This window comes from Streptomyces sp. NPDC007346 (genome assembly GCF_040703535.1).
Taxonomy (GTDB): Bacteria; Actinomycetota; Actinomycetes; order Streptomycetales; family Streptomycetaceae; genus Streptomyces.
Window position 1 is genome coordinate 68,081 of the sequence record NZ_JBEYKR010000007.1, and the last position, 16,946, is coordinate 85,026.

Here is a 16,946-nt window from a genome sequence, read left to right on the forward strand (position 1 = left end):
GCCGGTCAGTGGATGGCGCGGATCATCACGGTGAGGATCGGCGAGGCCGGTGACGGCTGGCTCTGTCCGAGGTCCTCATACCCCCACGACTTGTAGAGCGCGTGGACCTTTCCGTCGCCGGCGGCCCGGTTGACCATGAGCGTGACGTGCGGCTCGTCGCGTGTGGCGAGGAGGGCGTCGTGGATGCGGCGGGCGGTGCCGGTCTTCCGCCAGGCTGGCCCGACGCCGATCTCCTTCAGGGCCACTGCCGGACGCTCGGTGTACTTCTCCGCCGGCGTCGGGCTGGTGCGCTGCCAGTAGCGGTCGCCGTGCTCGATGGTGTTGCTGTACGCGTAGCCGACCGGTCGGCCGGCCGCGTACGCGAGGACGGCCGTGAAGCCTGGTTCGGTGGAGTGCCGGTCGATGCGTTCGCCGAACGCGGTCACCGCGTAGTTCGGCAGGTGGAGCAGCGGGGCGCGTACCTCGGCGTACACGTCGAGGAGGTCACCTCGAGCGGTGTCCAGGTTGGTGAAGGTGCGCAGCTCGGTGGCGGGTGCCGTGGTCATGCGGCCGTCCTCCAGGTGGTGGTGTGCTCGGTCCAGGTCTGGACGGTGGTGCTGCGCGGGGCGGTGGCGCGGAGCGCGGCCCCGAACTCTTGGAGCATGCGAGACACGCGGGCGTGGCGGGTGGCGGCGTCTGCGGGGACCCTTATCGCGGTGGCTGTTGCGGCCTCGGCGGCGCCTTGGGCGAGTAGGGCGTGGGCGAGACGGGTCGTGGTGATGGCTCGGGACCTGGCCATGTGGGGCCGGAGCGAGGCGAGGCAGCGGTGGGCGTGGTATTCGGCGGTCGGGTAGTCGCCGAGCGCCAGGTAGGCGGAGAGGGCCAAGGAGTCCAGTTCGGCCTGGTCGTAGAAGGCGAGCAACCAGACCGGCCGGTGGTCGGCGGGATCGGCGCGCAGCATGGCTTCCTGCGCCTGCTCGAACGCGCGACGTGCATCGGTCCGGTTCTGGGCCGTGCCGTGGATGGCGCCTTGGCGGGCCAGGCCGAGGGACGCGAACAGCGGGTCACGGCGGGTGAGGTGCAGGTTGCGGGCGACATCGTTGGCAGCGCATGCGTCGGCGGGGCGACCCATGTGGCGGTACATCGTGCCCGCGTGACTCCAGATGCGGAACTTGATCGCCTGGTCCCCCGACATCTCCGCGAGGGCCTGGGCCTCGCGCATGTGCGCCTTCGCGATGTCGTAGCGCCGGCCGTCGATGGCGGCCCACATCGCAGACGAGCGGAATGCGGCTCCGGAGGCGTAGAGGCTGCTGCGTACCCGCTGCGTGGCGCTGCCCGCGTTCTGGAGATTGAGAGCTTCGTCGGCGAGCGCGGCGGCCCGCTCCTCGATGCCAGGTTGCCCACCGTGGCGGTGGTCGCTGGCGATGATCTCGGCGAAGCGCTTGTTCAGCCGGTTGACGTCACTCATGCCGATTCGGCGCGGTGCCGCGGCCCCTGGGGCTGCTGCTGTGGCAGCCGCCGCCGCGATGCCGCCGACGAGGGTACGGCGCTTCATGTCGGGCTCCTCCTGCTGCGATGGCGCTGGGGTGGGCGAAGGCCGGCCCCGTGGCACGAACCCTAAGCTTGTGATTTGAGGTTCGACCTGTGGCTGGTGCTGTGCCCGGTTGTGGGTTTCGCTGTTCCGCGGACAGCAGTACGGCCTTTGCGTGATGGTGTCTTCTCGCCAAGAGTTGACAGCTGATCAAGCAAAGGCCGTGATGGAGAGTCTTCCTGCTGTGCCCGTCTCTGTCGAGGGTCTGCCCGAGTTGTCTGCCTTCCGTGCGGAGTTGCGGACCTGCCTGTCCAGGCGTGGAGACGCCCTGTTCGAGCTTGCCGACGCGATGCTGTGCACGTCAGGGCCGGTCCGCTCGCCGGTGGAACTCTCCCTGGAGCCGGAGTTCAACCGACAGCACAGTTCGGTCTACGACGCACTGCACCACGGCAGTGTCGCCGCCGATCGCCTGCGGCGTGCCCTGGTCGCGCGCACGGCCGCGGCGCGGGAGGGCGAGCCGTTGATGTTCGCTATCGACACCACCCCGCTGGCCAGGCCCGACGCCCGTTTCGCTGATCAGCGGACCATGGTCATGGTCCGCGGCAAAGGCCCCGACGTGTTCTTGCCCGGCTGGAACTTCAGCGTCCTGGCTGGCATCGGCTGGGGCGCCTCGTCCTGGGTGGATCCGATCGAGGCCCGTCGGCTGCGGCCCACCGAGCACCATACCGAGGTCGCCTTGGCCCAGGTCCGCGCCCTGCTGACGGACCTGCGGGCCACTGGGCGCTGGTCCCCGGGCGACCCGCTGCCGCTGGTGGTGTTCGACGCCGGGAACCAGGGCACCGACCTGGCGGCCGAACTCGACGGCCTGCCCGTTCAGGTCCTGGTCCGATTGCGCTCCAACCGGATCTTCCACGCGGAGCCGGCCGTCCGTGAGCCGGGAGACCGCGGTCGGCCCCGCCGGCATGGCGCGCAGTTCTCCCTGGCGGATCCCACCACCCACCAGGACCCGGACACCGAGCAGGCTTTCGACTCCGAACGGTATGGCCGTGTGCGGGTTCGCTCCTGGCGAGGCATGCACCAGGCACTGTCCCGTCAGGGCTGGTGGAGCGACTTCCCCCTGGACAAGGACCTTCCGATCGTTCGCGGCACCCTGGTCCAAGTCATCGTCGAACGGCTGCCGCACGGCAAAGGCCGCCACGCTGACCTGTGGTTGTGGCACGCCGGCCCAGTCCTGACCGATCCCGCCCTGCTCGCCAAGGCGTACTTCCGCCGCTTCGATCAAGAGCACTTCCACCGCTTCGCGAAGGCCCATCTGGGCCTGGGAGCCGCGCACTTGGGCTCGGCCGAGGCTGTCGACCGGTGGATCGCCCTGGTCATCGCCTCATATGCGCAACTCCGGCTGGCCCGCCATCTGGTCGACGACCTGCGCCGGCCCTGGCACCCCCGCCCCGCGCCGGGCGCCATCCTCAGCCCCTACCGCGTCCGGCTCGGGTTTCGTCGTCTCCGCGCGAAACTGCCCGCGCTCACCCAGCCGCCGAAACTCATCCGGCCCGGCCGCGGGCGAACTCAAGGGTCGAAGAACAAACCCAAGGCCACCCGCCCCGCCTACCGCACCAAGCCCCCGACCAGCACCAAACACAAAGCGTGATGAAAAACTCAAATCACAAGCTAAGGCGACGGCGGGTAATCCGGTGACGACCTCAAGTGCGTTACGTGTTGCTGACTTTGGCCAGGTGACTCGGCCCGCTTTCCACGCCCGGACCGATGACCCGTCGAGCCCGCCTACGTGTCCCGTCAGCTGTTCAACAGCCCTGTTCACGGCGTCGGCCAGGCTGTTTGAGCTGTATCCGTGCTCGGTCATCCACGCCTCAAGGACGGTGTTGCGGATCGCGTCCATGCGGGCACGGTAGCCCGCGCGCTCCCCACCCACCAGGTAAAGAGCAGGTCAAAACGTCCTAGGTGGGCCCGTCGGTCGAGCACTTGAACGCCCTAACCAGCCCTCCAGGCAACGGAGTTATCTGAGTGTCGGCCACTCCCCGCGAGCGGCTGTTGACGGCTCGGTCCGCCCCTGAAAAGCCACAAGGGGTGGAGCGAGCGCCGAGACGACACGAAGGCTCCATCCCATGCCGATTCTGAAGAAAGCAGTTGAGACGGTCCTCGCCAGCCACCCCACGTACAGCGAGGTCTTCCCGTGCGTGCCGTCCACGGCCGAGACCGGACGCAGGCTCGTCCGGGGGGTTCTCGGGATGTGGCACCTCGATGTCCTCGCTGACCGCGCCGAGCTGATCGTCACTGAGTTGATCGCGAATGCCGCCAGGCATACCCCTTGCCCCGAAGTCCGTCTCGTTGTCGGGCGGCCAACTGTGACACGGGTACGCGTCGGGATCGTGGACGAGGAACCGTCGCGTCTGCCGGAGCTGAGCCACGCGGGCGAGGAGGACGAATCGGGTCGCGGGCTGTTCCTCGTCGAGGCTGTGGCCGACCGCTGGGGCTGTGACCTTCAGAGTGCAGGCGGACGTCTGCGGGGCAAAGAGGTCTGGGCCGAACTTCATACCGAGGGCGACGAGTGAGAGCCCGGATGCGATGCCCTCGCTTCTTCTGGGCCCTGCCCGCCCGCCGTTTCAGCTCTGGGCCGGCACCGCCAGATACCAGGCTGCCGGATCGGCCGTCTCGGCCAGCTGGGGGAGGGTCCGTTCCTCGATGAATTCATCGTGGATCACCGGTGACTGCTGGCTCGGCTGCGAACGGACCGGAGTGCGGGTGATCTGGCTCGGCCCGGTTCAGTGGGACGGGCAGCACGCCCCCTTCTACGCATGTGAGCTGTGCCTTGATCGTCTCAAGGCACAGGCCCTCACCTACCTCATGGGGCATTGATCGGCCTCCGCTCGATCAGCCCCTCGTACACGACTTCCCGGCGTGAGCGGGCGGTCCGGCCAGAGCTTTCTGTGCGGACCGCGCCCCCCTTGTGCCGGGCGGCCAGGAGATGGTCCGAGGGCCAGCCGTCCGGCATAGCTCCTCTGGCGGCTCCTGGTGGGCATTCCAGCCCAGCTCAGCAACAACCAACGATGAAAGAGGAGTGCAGCATGACGCGCAGCACCGTAATGCCCAGCCGTACCGAAGTACGACCGCAAATTCCGGGGACGCCAGACGGCTTCGACTTGGATGTCTCTCTCGTGGAGATCGCTGACCCGGCAGGTCTGGTCAACCTGACCGACGACAACTGCGGTTCCACCTGCGGCGCCTGCACCACCAATGTCGCCTGACGCCTGACTCGAACCCCAGGTCACCTTCGGTCTGGTGCCGTCGCGTCTCCGCGCGGCGGCACCAGCCGCCCATCCCCACGCTTATGGAGGTCATCGGTGGTTGCTCAGCCCACAGTGTTCCGAGCCGGTTCCACCGCTCTCGTGCGTGCCGTGGCCCGACGGTCTCTGTCGGTTCCTCCGTGCCCTGACCCGGATGACCACTCGCCCCACGGCTCCCCAGCCTGTGTGACGTGGCTTCGCGAGGTCTGGGCGGACGAGGCCACCGCCGAGGCCGTGGAGCACTCCAGCCCAGCCTTGGCCATGCAGGTGCGGGCCGTATGTACGGCCGAGAATCCTCCCCATCGAGACGCTCGGCGCGCGGCGCTGTCGGTAGCCCGCTATCTGTTGCGGGCTCAGCACCGGGCGACGCCCTTCGGTCTGTTCGCCGGTGTGACCACTGCGGCGTTCGGCCCTCGAGTGCGTGCGGACTGGGGCGAAGAGCACGTAGCCGTCGGTCGAGCGGGGGCCGAGTGGCTCGCCGCTGTGGTCGAACGGCTGGAGTTCTGCCCGGAACTCCTTGACCGGCTGCCCGTCGTCGTCAACAACACCGTGGTGAGCCGGGGGGACCGGCTCATCGTGCCGTTCCAACCCGATGCGAATGACGGCCGGATGCGCGCGGTCGAGGCATCCCTGGCTCTGACAGAACCGGTGCGTGCGGTCCTCGCCGTGACCCGGACGCCTATTCGCTGCGGAGCCCTCGTGGAAAAGCTCCGGGTGGAGTTCCCCGAGGCTGGTCTGGAGAAGGTGCGCCGTCTACTGGCGGAGCTGGTCCGGAGGCGAGTGCTCATCACGAGCCTGCACGCTCCAAGCACCGAGACCGACGCCCTCGGGTACCTGCTCGACCAACTCGACACGATCGGCGCCGACGACCTCGCGTCGGTAGCGGAGACGGCACGCGAGCTGCACGCGGTCCGAATGGGCTTGAAGGCGTGCGCCACGCGCGGCGGCCGGGACAGCACCGCAGCGCGGATGCGGGCCCTCGTGCCCGGACTGCGTCGGCACCCTGTCGCACTTGACCTGCGGTTGGATGCGCAACTCGTTTTACCCGAGGAAGTGGCCCGGGAGATCGAGCGCGCCGCCTTCATCCTGGCCCGGGTGAGCACCCGCCCGTACGGGACAGCCGCGTGGAACGCTTACCACGAGCCCTTCTACGAGCGGTACGGCACTGGCACGATGGTCCCGCTCGCGGAGGCCGTCGCGGACAGCGGGACTGGCTACCCCGACGGCTACCCGGGCAGTCCTGACGGTTCGCGTCGGCCCCGCGTCTCCGCTCGGGATGATGCCCTCGTACGCCTGGCGCAGGGTGATGCGCTCGACCGCCGCGACGAGGTCGTACTCACTGACGAACAGATCGACGTCCTGGACGTGGGGCCCGACGAGCCACGACTGCCGCCGCATCTGGAGGTGGGGGTGCGCGTGCACGCCGCCAGCGTGGAGGACTTGCAGGGCGGACGATTCCGGCTGGAGGTCGTGAGCGTGTCGCGCGGGGCCGGCGTTTCGACAGGCCGGCTTCTCGGCGTACTGGCACCCTCCGAGCGTCAGGCCCTGGCCGCAGAGCTGGCCGACCTTCCGGCCGCGGACAGCGACACCGTGCCCGCCCAGCTTTCCTTCCCGCCGCTGCTCCCGGAGAGCGCTCATGTCACCCGCGCCCCGCAGGTCCTGCCTACCGTGATCAGCCTCCAAGAGCACCGCGCACCGAAGGACACCGTCCTTACCCCGGGCGAACTGGCCGTGGGGTGCGACGGCCGCCGCATGTACCTGGCCGCTCCGGAACGGGGGCACCGCGTCGAGGCCGTCGGTATGAACGCGCTGAACCTGCATACCCACACTCCGCCGTTGGCGCGGTTCCTCGCCGAACTGTCCCGCGCCCAGTGCGCGCAGGTCACCGCCTTCGACTGGGGCGTCGCAGCAGCGATGCCGTTCCTGCCGCGCCTACGGCACGGGCGTACGGTGCTGACCCCGGCGCGCTGGCGTCTGGAGGCGTCCGAATTACCCGGTCGTGCTCGCCCTCGTACTGAGTGGGACACCGCGCTCTCCGAATGGCGGGCGCAGCGGGGATTGCCTCGCCGCGTGCTCCTCGTAGAGAAGGACCGGCGTCTCTTCCTCGACCTCGACGAAGCCGGCCACCGGACGCTCCTGCTCCGACACCTCGACCGCTCGCACCAGGCCGTGCTCATTGAGGCCCCGGCACCAGAAACGTACGGCTGGTGCGGCGGGCGAGCCCACGAGATCGTGGTGCCGCTCAGAGCGACCCGATCGCCGTCCTGGCCGCCCCTGCCCGTTCCCACGCGGGCTCGCGTCCTCTCGTCGGCTCAGCTGCAGACTCCCGCCGCTTCGTCGGTGCTGCTCGCAGCCTTGTACGGAGACCCTCGCCGCCAGGACACCTTGCTCTCCCAGCACCTCCCCGGCCTCCTCGAACGGCTGGGCAACCCGCCGTGGTGGTTCATCCGCTTCCGCGACCCGGACCAGCACCTCCGTGTACGCATCGCCCTTCCCGACCGCAGAACCTTCGCTCAGACGGCGCGCACCGTGAGCGCGTGGGCCGACGACCTGCGCAACGGCGGCCTGCTGGCAGACCTGCGCTACCCCACCTCCTATCGGGAAATGGGCCGTTGGGGCTCCGGCGCCGCTTGGGAGGCGGCCGCGAAGGTGTTCCGGGCAGACTCGCGCAGCGTCCTGGCCCAGCTCGTAGAGCCACAGAGACCGGCGCAACGCGCACTGGTGGCGGCCCACACCGTCGCCATCGCCTCTGCGTTCCTCGGCAGCGCCGAGGCCGCGATGCGCTGGCTGGCCGACCACGTCTCGCCGACGGCGCCTGCGTCCGTTCCCCGCCCGCAATTCAGCGAGGCCGTACGGCTCGCGAACCCAGCCGACGACTGGGCCGCCCTGCGAGAGGTCCAGGGCGGAGACGCCATCGTGTCGGGTTGGGCAGAGCGCGATGCCGCACTCGCCGCGTACCGGTTGTACCTTCCCGGCCCGGACACCCAGGGCATCGCCGTCGATGACGTCCTGACCTCCCTTCTGCACGTCCACTTCGTGCGGCACGTCGCGGTGAACTTCCCCGAGGAAGAGGTGTGCCTCTACCTGGCTCGCGCTGCTGCTCTGGCGTGGACTGCCCGCACCACCAGGAGGCCGGTGTGACCGTACTCCCGATGCTCAGCCTGGGTGATGCCGTTGCTGCGCGGCTCGCCGACCACGGCAGGACGCCTTCCGTCCTTCAGGCTCATCGGCAACATCTCGCCTATGGCCCGCCCGGTATCGCGCTTCTCCATATCGAGCGGGCAGCGAACGGCCTCGGACCGTGGCAGCATTCGCACGACTGGCTCGCTGCCGCGACTCACGGGCCTCTCACGAGCGGACCCGACAGCCACCCTTTCTACGGGATGCCCGCCTTCGCCCACGCCCTTGCCTGCGCCGCCGACCATCTTCCTGGCTCTTACCGGCGCGCCTTGGACGCGATGGACCGGCAGATCGAGATCGACGTCAGACGCCTTCTCGACGCCGCGCATCGCCGCATCGATACCGGATGCCTGCCGCAGCTCGCCGAGTTCGACGCCATCCGGGGCCTGACCGGATACGGCGCCTACCTTCTACGCCGGAACCCAGGCAGCCCTACGGTGCGCGCTGTCCTTGCCTACTGCGTACGCCTTACCGAACCGATCAGGCACTCCGGCGAGGACCTTCCGGGTTGGTGGACCGCGACCGGGCCCTCGGGCAGCCCGGACGAACGATTCCCCGGAGGGCACGCCAACACCGGCCTGGCACACGGCATCGGCGGAGTGCTCGCGCTCCTGGCCCTCGCCGCCCGGAAGAGCACCGTTACGGACGGGCACCTCAGAGCACTGCGCGCCATCCTGGCCTGGCTCGACCGCTGGCAGGAGGAGACGGGCCGAGGACCGGCCTGGCCGTATTGGGTCACTCGGAGCGAGCTACGCACCGGTCGCCGCGCCGCGTCCAAGCTCCGGCGGCCGTCATGGTGTTACGGCATCTCCGGCCTCGCCCGCGCCCAGCAACTTGCCGCGCTCGCCATCGGTGACACCGAACGCCAGATCACGGCGGAGAACGCGCTCGCCGCCGCCCTCACCGACCCGGATCAGCTCGGAGCCACGACGGACAACGGCCTCTGCCACGGTTTCGCCGGCCTCACCCACATCGCCGTCCGCACAGCCGAAGACGCCCATCCCTCAACCGTCGGTCGACTCCGAGCTGCGATCCCGGGGCTGTTGGCCGCGATCTGCCCGGTGGACAACGACTTCGAACGCGTGGCCACGGCACTCGTCAGCGGCACCGGAGCGGGGCCCGGCCTGCTCGACGGAGCCGCCGGAACAGCTCTGGCTCTTCTCGCTGCCGATACCGCAGCACCGCCCCAGTCCGCATGGGATTCCTGCCTGCTCATCGCCTGATTCACCGACCGAAGGACTTTCGTGCCCCCCGACCGCTGGCACCAGCACAACATCACCTTCATCGACCGCGAGAGCGCCCTGCACGTCATCGACGAACGCGTCGGGCCCGCCCTGATCACAGCCGAGACCGCGGGGCAGCTCACCGGCTGGTGGTTCATGAACAAACAGCCCTGGCCGCTGCGGTACCTCGCCGACGATCCCTCCCCGATCATTGAGTCGCTGCTCAGCGATCTCGTGGGCGACGGGGCGGTCGTGTCATGGCTGCCCTGTGTCTACGAGCCCGAGTGTGAGGCGTTCGGCGGCCCGGACGCCATGGACGCCGCCCACGAACTGTTCCACAGCGACTCCCGCCAGCTGCTCACCTACCAGCCGGGCCCGGAGCACCTGGGGCGCAAGGAGACTGCGGTCCTGCTGGCGAGCGCCATGATGCGCGGCGCCGGACTCGACTGGTTCGAGCAGGGCGACGTATGGGCGAAGGTCGCCGGCCTCCGGCCGGTCACCAGCGCTCTGTCACCCGCACGAGTCGCCGAACTGACTCCGTCCGTGCGGAAGCTCATGAGCGCTGATGCTCACGGCCTGTCCCTCCAGGACGGCCCGCTCCACGGGCACGGGGCGTGGGTGACCGCTTTCGAGCGGACGGGGGCCACACTCGCCGGCCTCGCGAAACGAGGCGCTCTCACACGCGGCCTGCGAGCCGTGATCGCCCACCACATCATCTTCCACACCAACCGCGCCGGTCTCCTCAGGGACGACCAGAGCGCTCTGTCCAACATTGCACGAGAGGCAGTCATGGGAACGAGTGACCACACCGCGTCGCCGACCGAGTCAACGACCGACGCGGATAGCGTGAAAGGGGTGAACACCGACACGATCACCACCTCGACGTCCGATGCCGAGCGCCTCCGCAACGCCCTGGTGGACCAGCTCCGCGCTGACGGAAACGTTCGCACTCCCGGCGTGGAGACCGCGTTGCGGACCGTGCCCCGTCACGTGTTCGTGCCCGATGCACCGCTCGAAGACGCATACGCCAACGCGCCGGTGCACATCAAGTACGCCACCGACGGCAGCTCGATCTCTTGCGCCTCCCAGCCAGGCGTGGTCGCCCTCATGCTGGACCAGCTCGATGCCCGGCAAGGCGAGCGCGTCCTCGAGCTGGGCGCAGGCACCGGTTACAACGCCGGTCTGCTCGCCCATCTGGTCGGTGAGAGCGGGCACGTCACCACGCTCGATGTCGACGACGACCTCGTAGAGGGCGCCCGCGCGCATCTCTCCGCCGCCGGAACCACCAACGTTGAGGCGGTCACCCGAGACGGGGCCCTCGGCTACGCGGAAGGTGCGCCGTACGACCGAATCATCGCCACCGTGGGCGCTCACGGCGTGCCACATGCCTGGTTGCAGCAGCTCGCTCCCAGGGGCCGGCTCCTCGTCCCGCAGCGCCTCAAGGGCACGGTGTCCCGGTCCATCGCCTACGAGCAGCGCGATGGCCGGTGGATGTCCCTCGGTAGCGAGATGAACACCTTCATGCCGCTCAGGCGGGGCATCGCCGACGACGACCGCCGAGTCATTCCGCTCAGCACGGACGGAACCGTACGGCTCCAGGCCCCCGCAGGGCAGGAGATCGACGCCGAAGCCCTCGCCGGCGTCCTGCACGAGCCGCGCACCGAGGAGTGGACGGGCATGACGGTCCGCGCCATGGAGTCGCCGGAGTGGATGGAACTGTTCCTCACCTGCTCACTCCCCTCCGGCCTGATCCGCATGCTGTTCCCGCAAGCCGCCAAGGGCACTCTGCTCACCGAGGACCCCTACCCCTCCTCGACTGCAGCCGTCGACAAGGGCGCCGTCACCTACCTCGCCCGGCGTCTGTCGGAGAAGAAGACCCCCGAGGGCGGCAAGCTGTGGGAGTTCGGGGTCATCGGCCACGGCCCTGGCAGCGATGAACTGGCAGCGAAGGTCGCCGCAGCCATCCGCGCGTGGGACCTGGAGTACCGAAACCGCGAGGCCACGTTCGAGATCCAGCCTCTCGACGCCCCCGCGATCGAGCAGCGAGCCGGCCTCTTCGCGCTCGACACCCCGCTGAACCGCATCGTCGTCGACTGGCGGTGACACCCGACGTGTAGTGGACGGTGGCCTCCGGCGTGCAACCGGCGGCCACCGTCGCCCTACCCGCCTTCACACACACCTGGGGGAGTCCATGGACCCGCACGGATCCACCGCTCAGCGCTTTCCGCTCGTCGCCCGATTCCGGCCCGCCTGCCTTCCCCTCCCGAAGCGCGTGCGCGCGCTCGTCGACCTGGCAGACACCGCGATGGCGGAGACCGATCAGGGGGTGGCGTCCTCCGTCTACAACCAGGCTGCGCTCATTGCCTCCGATCTCGGCCTTCCCGACCTGGCGCGCGCGATGTGCCACGAGCACGCCGCCGCCTATCTCCATGCTTGCCCCCTTCCCGCAGTCAGCGCGATTCGCGGCTTGGAGCCCGTCGTCAATCTCGCCCGCCTCCAGATCCGCGGCGGCCACGCCGATGTGGGTCGTCAGGGGCTACTCGACCTGTACGCAGCTGTCGAGGCGGGCACACCAACCAGGTTTGAAGGCGTTGCGATTCCGGCGGACCTCACCGCCACAGACAAGGACCGCCATGAGGTCGTCGCGTGGCTGTGGCGTGTGCTGCTCGCCGACGGGACGCGTGCTCTTACTGCCGAGGGACGCTGGTCCGAGGCCCTGTCGCACATGGAGACCCATCGAGGCCTGGGCAGGCGAATGCTCGATGGACGCCAAGTAGCGGTACTCGCCGCGCTCGCTGCGGGAGATACGGCACACGCCGCGACGCTCCTCGCCGGTACGGTGCCCGGCGAGCCGTGGGAGCAGACTGTCACGGCATGCCTGACTGCCCTGTGGCGCCGTGACGCGGGACAACCAGTCGGCGGTCACCTGGCGGACTTGGCAGACGCCTACCTTGAGCGGAAGGCCGAGCCGGGAATGACCGTTTTCGATATCCGGCTGGGCCTGACCGTCCTCGACGTGGTCGGGGCCCTCAATCTTCCGGCCGCGCACCGCATCGCCGAGGTCTTGCACCGGAGGGCGACGGAGGCCGAGGACGGCTACGCGGCACGTGAGAACTTGGCGAACTCTCTGTTCATTGAGCTCTCTACGAACCGGCAAGAGCATGACTGCCGCGCTTTGGTGCGGGCTTGCGCCCTCGGGGCAGAGACCCTCCCGGACCAGATGCAAGGAGCGCTGTCAGCAGCTCTGCGCGCCGCCGACAGCGTCATCCGGAAGAGTCTCGCGCCATCAACGCCTCTGTCCTTGCGGTGAGCGCGAAGCCTGGACGGTGGCTGCCACGTGGGGCGAGGGGACGGAGCGCTGTGCTGAGCTGCGGGTCATCGCTGCACGCGCTCGTGCACTGGGTGCCGGACGTTCGCTGAGACGGGGAATGCCTGGGTGGAGGCGGGCCGGGTCTTCACCCGTGAAAACGGAGAACTGCTGCATCCGGCCAACGTCACGCGGCGGTTCATCGAGCTGTACGAGGAGATCGGCCTACCGCCGATCCGGCTCGACGACCTCCGTCACGGTGCCGCGACTCTGGCTCACGCGGCAGGCGCCAGCCTGAAGGGCATTCAGGAGATGCTCGGCCACTCCTCGATCACCATCACATCGGACACATACACGAGCTTGCTCCCCGAGGCGGACCTGGCGATCGCGGAGGCCGCGGCCCGGCCCGTGCCGCGAGCGCGAGTCACTGCTGAGGACACCCGTTCCGAAGCGGGCGCACAGCTCGGCGAGGCCGACGAGTCAGTGTCGGCTGGTGCTGATCCGTGGGGCCAGGTGGGGGCGGCAACTCCCCCGTCCGCTCACGCACCGCTCACGCAAACGGCCCCGGACGAGAAGTCCGAGGCCGAGTAACACCCCTCTCTGGGGGAGAAACCCCAGGTCAGAGCGGTAACGCGTTGTGCCCCCGGCAGGATTCGAACCTGCGACACCCGCTTTAGGAGAGCGGTGCTCTATCCCCTGAGCTACGAAGGCGAGGCTTGGGGGAACCTTGGAGAAAACCCAGTGAGTGGATCTTCGGCGAGGAGGCCAAGCCGCTGGTCAGGCGCGGTGTGGAGCCTGTCGGCAGCATCACTGCCCGACAAGAGCCACGCCAACGGCCGACCAGAGAACAGGGTAGCGGATGACCATCCGTCGGCGGGCCCGCGTTTTCCCGGATGGTTCGCGGGGCCGCGCTGACCGGCGAGTTTGCCGTGGCTCAGAGGTGGGGCCACCTGTTGCTGGCAGAGGCGAAGGGTCCTTCTGTTTCGGAGGGTGATCTCCGTGGGCCCCGTAGGCGTGAACCATGGGCGCAGTGCTGCGGAGCCTCTCGGGTCGGCAGGCCGTGCCGGTCGGCCGCATCGGCGTCGGGCCCGGCTCCGGGCGAGCCTCCAGCGCTGGTGCCCCCGGCCGCTGCCGTTCGTCCGGTGGGGGGCGACTAGCCGGCGGCGGCCTGGTCGGCGATCAGGCGGTTGGTGGGGCGGTCGGGCCGGGGCAGGGAGGTGATGAAGCGCTTCGACTATTGGCGTGATGGTGCGCGGGCCGGAGGTCGTTCACCTCATCTGGCTGGTGCCTTGTGGCTTGCGCATCTCTTGACCAGCGCCATGTTTGTTGAAACGGTGTCGGATGCCCGTGCTTGCGTTGTTCGTCGAAGCGTTTCGACTCATGGAGCTCAGATGCTGGACATCAGCGTGGTTGCGCACGCAGCCGGCCGCCGATGCCCGGAAGCCGCCGAAGCCGCCGAAACCGCCGAAGCGGAGGTTCTGGTCGTACGTGACGCCGGGCTGGCCGTCGAGGTCGATGGGGAAGAGCTTGCCCGCCCACAGCGCCTGGGCCATGTGGTGCGGGACGTTGCGCCCGGCCATCTGCTCGTGCCCCGTCTCGGGGCTGACGACTACCAGCTCGGGGCGCTCCGGCGCTCGATGAAGGCGAGGGTGTGCCCGACCGTCGGGAGCAGGATGTTGCCGCGCGGCTCGTCGTACTGCCCCAGCAGGTCGAAGGCATCCTTCATCCGGTCGAGCGTGATCCGTACGTCCCGGCAGCTGCTGGGCGCCGCCTGCGCGGGAGCCACCGCCACCCTCTTGCGGGCCCTCGACGAGCCGGCGCGTGCTTCCGGCTTTCGCGCTCCTCCCCGACAGCACGGAACCGGTCGCTCTCGGGGCGGCGGCCCGCGCGGCCGTCGCCGTCCGCCGAGAGGACCGGTGGCGCTTGCCGCTGCCCGGCAGACGGACCGGGTCGGGGTACCGAGCCGCCGCCTATCGAACGGGGCACCGTCACCTGGGAACGGGTGAACGCCGTACCGCACCGAGCCGGCCCGCCCTCCTCGCCCGATCACGTAATCCTCACACCAAGGAACACCGGATGAAGTTCACCGACGGCTTCTGGCTGATGCGCGAGGGCGTTCACGCCTCGTACGCCACCGAAGTGCGCGACCTCCACGTCAGCGCCGACCACATCACGGCCTTCGCGGCTGTCACGCCCGTGCGGCATCGGGGGGACACCCTCAACACGGCCCTCATCACCACCGAGTTCTTCTCGCCGGCGGAAGGGATCATCGGCGTACGCATCACCCATCACGCGGGCAAGGGCCACCCCGGGCCCGACTTCGCGTTGCCGGGGGCGGGGGCAGGGACCAGTGCGGTCCGCACCCGGCGTGAGGGCGACCTGGTCGAGCTGAGCAGCGGGCCAGTCACCCTGCGCCTCGACACCGGCAAGCCGTGGACGCTCGACTTCGTCGACGACCGCGGTCACCGGCTGACCGCCGCCGAGCGCAAGGGCACCGCCTTCGTGACCACCCCCGGGGGCGCCCACCACATGGCCGCCCAGCTCGCGCTCGGCGTCGGCGAGCAGGTCTACGGGTTCGGCGAGCGCTTCACGCCCTTCGTCAAGAACGGCCAGACCGTCGACATCTGGCAGGCCGACGGTGGTACCAGCAGCGAGCAGGCGTACAAGAACATCCCGTTCTACCTCTCCTCGCGCGGCTACGGCGTCTTCGTCAACCACCCCGGCAAGGTGTCCTTCGAGGTCGGAACGGAGTCGGTCGGCCAGGTCCAGTTCAGCGTCGAGGACCAGACCCTGGAGTACTACGTCGTCGCGGGGCCCACCCCCAAGGAGGTGCTCGCCCGTTACACCGCGCTCACCGGTCGTCCCGCCCTGCCGCCCGCCTGGTCGTTCGGCCTGTGGCTCACCACGTCCTTCTGCACCGCCTACGACGAAGCCACCGTCACGTCCTTCGTCGACGGCATGGCGAAGCGGAACATCCCGCTCTCCGTCTTCCACTTCGACTGCTTCTGGATGCGCGAGTACCAGTGGTCCGACTTCCAGTGGGATCCGGAGACCTTCCCCGACCCCGAGGGCATGCTCGCCCGGCTGAAGGCCCGCGGACTGAAGATCAGCATGTGGATCAACCCGTACATCGCGCAGAAGTCGACGCTGTTCGCGGAGGGCGCCGCCCGCGGGTATCTGCTCCGGCGGCCCAACGGCGACATCTGGCAGTGGGACCTCTGGCAGCCCGGCATGGCCCTGGTGGACTTCACCGACCCCGAGGCCCGGACCTGGTTCCAGGGCAAGTTGAGACCGCTGCTCGACCAGGGCGTCGACTGCTTCAAGACGGACTTCGGGGAGCGGGTCCCCACGGACGTCGTCTGGCACGACGGGTCCGACCCCGAGCGGATGCACAACTACTACGCCCACCTCTACAACCGGACCGTCTTCGAGCTTCTGGAGGAGGAGCGCGGTAGTGGTGAGGCTGTCGTCTTCGCCCGCTCGGCGACCGCCGGAGGCCAGCAGTTCCCCGTCCACTGGGGCGGCGACTGCTTCGCCTCCTTCGAGGCCATGGCCGAGTCACTGCGCGGCGGGCTCTCCCTGTCCCTGAGTGGCTTCGGTTTCTGGAGCCACGACATCGGCGGCTTCGAGGGGACCCCCGACCCGGACGTGTTCAAGCGGTGGCTCGCCTTCGGGCTGCTCTCCTCGCACAGCCGGCTGCACGGCAACGTCTCCTACCGGGTGCCGTGGGAGTTCGGTGAGGAGGCCGTCGAGGTCGCCCGAGAGTTCACCCTGCTCAAGCACCGGCTCATGCCCTACCTCTACGGGGTGGCCGTCGAGGCCCACGCCACCGGCGTCCCCGCCATGCGCCCCATGCTCCTCGAATTCCCCGAGGACCCCGCCTGCCGCACCCTGGACCGGCAGTACATGCTGGGCCCGGACCTGCTCGTCGCGCCCGTCTTCACCGCGGACGGCGAGGTGGAGTACTACCTTCCGCGCGGGACCTGGACCCATCTGCTGACCGGCGAGACGGTGACCGGGCCGGTGTGGCGGCAGGAGAGGCACGGCTTCGACAGCCTGCCGCTCTTCGTACGGCCGGGAGCGGTACTGCCCCTCGGCGCGGACGACCAGAGACCGGACTCCGACTGGCTGGACGAACTGACCTTGCGCGTCCATCCGGCATCGGACGGCGCGCCCTTCCGCCGTACGGTCACCGTGCCCGACCTCACCGGCCGGGTGGCGGCGGTCTTCCACATCGTCCGCGACGAGGAAGGCCTGCGCGTACGGGCCGAGGGGACGGATCGTTCCTACCGCGTGGAGGTGATCGGCGGTGGCGGTGGCGGTGGCGGTGTCGGTGGAGGTGGCGGTGACGGTGTCCGGGGCGCCGGTGACGTGGTGGTGCCCCTGCCCCCCTGCCCCTGAGCCTGACCTGATTGAGGTGTACC

11 protein-coding genes, 1 tRNA gene and 1 pseudogene are annotated in these 16,946 nt (G+C 69.3%); 9 read left to right on the forward strand and 4 right to left on the reverse strand.

Annotated elements, in window-relative coordinates:
- Window positions 1–5: 5 nt before the first annotated feature.
- Window positions 6–545: a GNAT family N-acetyltransferase gene (locus AB0917_RS04130; RefSeq protein ID WP_366817894.1), complete on the reverse strand. Its 540-nt coding sequence runs from the start codon at window positions 543–545 to the stop codon at window positions 6–8.
- Window positions 542–1,447, reverse strand: coding sequence for a hypothetical protein (locus AB0917_RS04135; protein WP_366817929.1), 906 nt, complete (start codon window positions 1,445–1,447; stop codon window positions 542–544). The genes AB0917_RS04130 and AB0917_RS04135 overlap by 4 nt, the downstream gene beginning before the upstream one ends.
- Before the next feature lie 307 nt (window positions 1,448–1,754).
- On the opposite strand from AB0917_RS04135, the gene AB0917_RS04140 reads away from it, so the two are divergent.
- The 8 genes from AB0917_RS04140 (at window position 1,755) to AB0917_RS04175 (ending at window position 13,113) form a co-directional block, all read left to right on the forward strand.
- On the forward strand, window positions 1,755–3,158 hold the full coding sequence (locus tag AB0917_RS04140) for a transposase (RefSeq protein WP_366817895.1): 1,404 nt from the start codon (window positions 1,755–1,757) through the stop codon (window positions 3,156–3,158).
- A 475-nt stretch (window positions 3,159–3,633) separates the two neighbouring features.
- On the forward strand, window positions 3,634–4,080 hold the full coding sequence (locus AB0917_RS04145; RefSeq protein WP_366817896.1) for an ATP-binding protein: 447 nt from the start codon (window positions 3,634–3,636) through the stop codon (window positions 4,078–4,080).
- A gap of 513 nt (window positions 4,081–4,593) precedes the next feature.
- A complete protein-coding gene (locus AB0917_RS04150; protein ID WP_366817897.1) occupies window positions 4,594–4,773 on the forward strand; it encodes an FxLD family lanthipeptide in 180 nt (59 codons plus the stop codon).
- A 225-nt stretch (window positions 4,774–4,998) separates the two neighbouring features.
- A complete protein-coding gene (locus AB0917_RS04155; RefSeq protein WP_366817898.1) occupies window positions 4,999–7,953 on the forward strand; it encodes a lantibiotic dehydratase in 2,955 nt (984 codons plus the stop codon).
- Window positions 7,920–9,215: a lanthionine synthetase C family protein gene (locus AB0917_RS04160; RefSeq protein WP_366817899.1), complete on the forward strand. Its 1,296-nt coding sequence runs from the start codon at window positions 7,920–7,922 to the stop codon at window positions 9,213–9,215. The genes AB0917_RS04155 and AB0917_RS04160 overlap by 34 nt, the downstream gene beginning before the upstream one ends.
- Window positions 9,216–9,236: 21 nt before the next feature.
- Window positions 9,237–11,318: a methyltransferase, FxLD system gene (fxlM, locus tag AB0917_RS04165; RefSeq protein WP_366817900.1), complete on the forward strand. Its 2,082-nt coding sequence runs from the start codon at window positions 9,237–9,239 to the stop codon at window positions 11,316–11,318.
- An 88-nt stretch (window positions 11,319–11,406) separates the two neighbouring features.
- Window positions 11,407–12,525: a hypothetical protein gene (locus AB0917_RS04170; protein ID WP_366817901.1), complete on the forward strand. Its 1,119-nt coding sequence runs from the start codon at window positions 11,407–11,409 to the stop codon at window positions 12,523–12,525.
- Between the two features lie 126 nt (window positions 12,526–12,651).
- Window positions 12,652–13,113 (forward strand): tyrosine-type recombinase/integrase, encoded by a 462-nt coding sequence (locus AB0917_RS04175; RefSeq protein ID WP_366817902.1) that lies wholly within the window; start codon window positions 12,652–12,654, stop codon window positions 13,111–13,113.
- 47 nt (window positions 13,114–13,160) lie between these two features.
- Here AB0917_RS04175 and AB0917_RS04180 read toward each other — a convergent pair.
- Together AB0917_RS04180 and AB0917_RS04185 are read right to left on the reverse strand one after the other, a co-directional pair.
- Window positions 13,161–13,233: transfer RNA gene (locus AB0917_RS04180), tRNA-Arg, on the reverse strand.
- A 695-nt stretch (window positions 13,234–13,928) separates the two neighbouring features.
- Window positions 13,929–14,296, reverse strand: a pseudogene (locus AB0917_RS04185) (xylose isomerase); the annotation flags it as partial.
- 302 nt (window positions 14,297–14,598) lie between these two features.
- On the opposite strand from AB0917_RS04185, the gene yicI reads away from it, so the two are divergent.
- Window positions 14,599–16,923 carry an alpha-xylosidase gene (gene yicI / locus AB0917_RS04190; RefSeq protein WP_366817903.1) on the forward strand — a complete coding sequence of 775 codons (2,325 nt, stop codon included), beginning with the start codon at window positions 14,599–14,601 and terminating at the stop codon, window positions 16,921–16,923.
- Window positions 16,924–16,946 lie beyond the last annotated feature (23 nt).

Coding starts and splice junctions, on each gene's coding strand:
- AB0917_RS04130 (WP_366817894.1), bottom strand. CDS start 545: ATGACCACGGCACCCGCCACCGAGCTGCGCACCTTCACCAACCTGGAC.
- AB0917_RS04135 (WP_366817929.1), bottom strand. CDS start 1,447: ATGAGTGACGTCAACCGGCTGAACAAGCGCTTCGCCGAGATCATCGCC.
- AB0917_RS04145 (WP_366817896.1), top strand. CDS start 3,634: ATGCCGATTCTGAAGAAAGCAGTTGAGACGGTCCTCGCCAGCCACCCC.
- AB0917_RS04150 (WP_366817897.1), top strand. CDS start 4,594: ATGACGCGCAGCACCGTAATGCCCAGCCGTACCGAAGTACGACCGCAA.
- AB0917_RS04170 (WP_366817901.1), top strand. CDS start 11,407: ATGGACCCGCACGGATCCACCGCTCAGCGCTTTCCGCTCGTCGCCCGA.
- yicI (WP_366817903.1), top strand. CDS start 14,599: ATGAAGTTCACCGACGGCTTCTGGCTGATGCGCGAGGGCGTTCACGCC.